Genomic DNA, 1,049 nt, shown 5'->3' with positions numbered 1-1,049 from the left:
TGAGCAAAGGAGAGATTGATGCTTTGAAGATCGTGACGGATGAAAACAAATCAGATATCTTGGCGAATACATCTGAGATCCAGACGAATGCCAGTAACATTCAAACCAATATTGCCAACATTTCCCAAAACACCACAGACATTTCCACTTTGGAAGCATCGGTTTCTGAGAGTATATTGGATATCAAGGCAAATTCAGACAACATCACTTTGAGCAAAGGACAGATTGATGCTTTGAAGATCGTGACGGATGAAAACAAATCAGATATCTTGGCGAATACATCTGACATCCAGACGAATGCCAGTAACATTCAAACCAATACTGCCAACATTTCTCAAAACACCACAGACATTTTCACTTTGGAAACTTCTGTTTCTGAGAATATATTGGATATCAAAGCAAATTCTGATAATCTCACTTTGAACAAAGGTAAGATTGATGCTTTGAAGATCGTGACGGATGAAAACAAGTCAGATATCTTGGCGAATACATCTGATATCCAGACGAACGCCAGTAACATTCAAACCAATATTGCCAACATTTCCCAAAACACCACAGACATTTCCACTTTGGAAGCATCGGTTTCTGAGAGTATATTGGATATCAAGGCAAATTCAGACAACATCACTTTGAGCAAAGGACAGATTGATGCTTTGAAGATCGTGACGGATGAAAACAAATCAGATATCTTGGCGAATACATCTGACATCCAGACGAATGCCAGTAACATTCAAACCAATACTGCCAACATTTCCCAAAACACCACAGACATTTCCACTTTGGAAACTTCTGTTTCTGAGAATATATTGGATATCAAAACCAATTCAGACAACATCACTTTGAGCAAAGGAGAGATTGATGCTTTGAAGATCGTGACGGATGAAAACAAATCAGATATCTTGGCGAATACATCTGAGATCCAGACGAATGCCAGTAACATTCAAGCCAATATTGCCAACATTTCCCAAAACACCACAGACATTTCCACTTTGGAAGCATCGGTTTCTGAGAGTATATTGGATATCAAGGCAAATTCAGACAACATCACT

At 38.7% G+C, this 1,049-nt stretch carries 1 protein-coding gene; it reads left to right on the top strand.

Going from position 1 to position 1,049, the window contains the following annotated elements; translation table 11 throughout:
• On the top strand, positions 1-1,049 hold a 1,049-nt coding region (locus ACFSKL_RS12010), incomplete at both ends, for a hypothetical protein (RefSeq protein ID WP_376886481.1).

The sequence above is a fragment of the Belliella marina genome (genome assembly GCF_042682445.1).
Taxonomy (GTDB): Bacteria; Bacteroidota; Bacteroidia; order Cytophagales; family Cyclobacteriaceae; genus Belliella; species Belliella marina.
The sequence above is the reverse complement of the archived record's forward strand: the minus strand, read 5'-3'. Positions and strand labels throughout refer to the sequence as shown.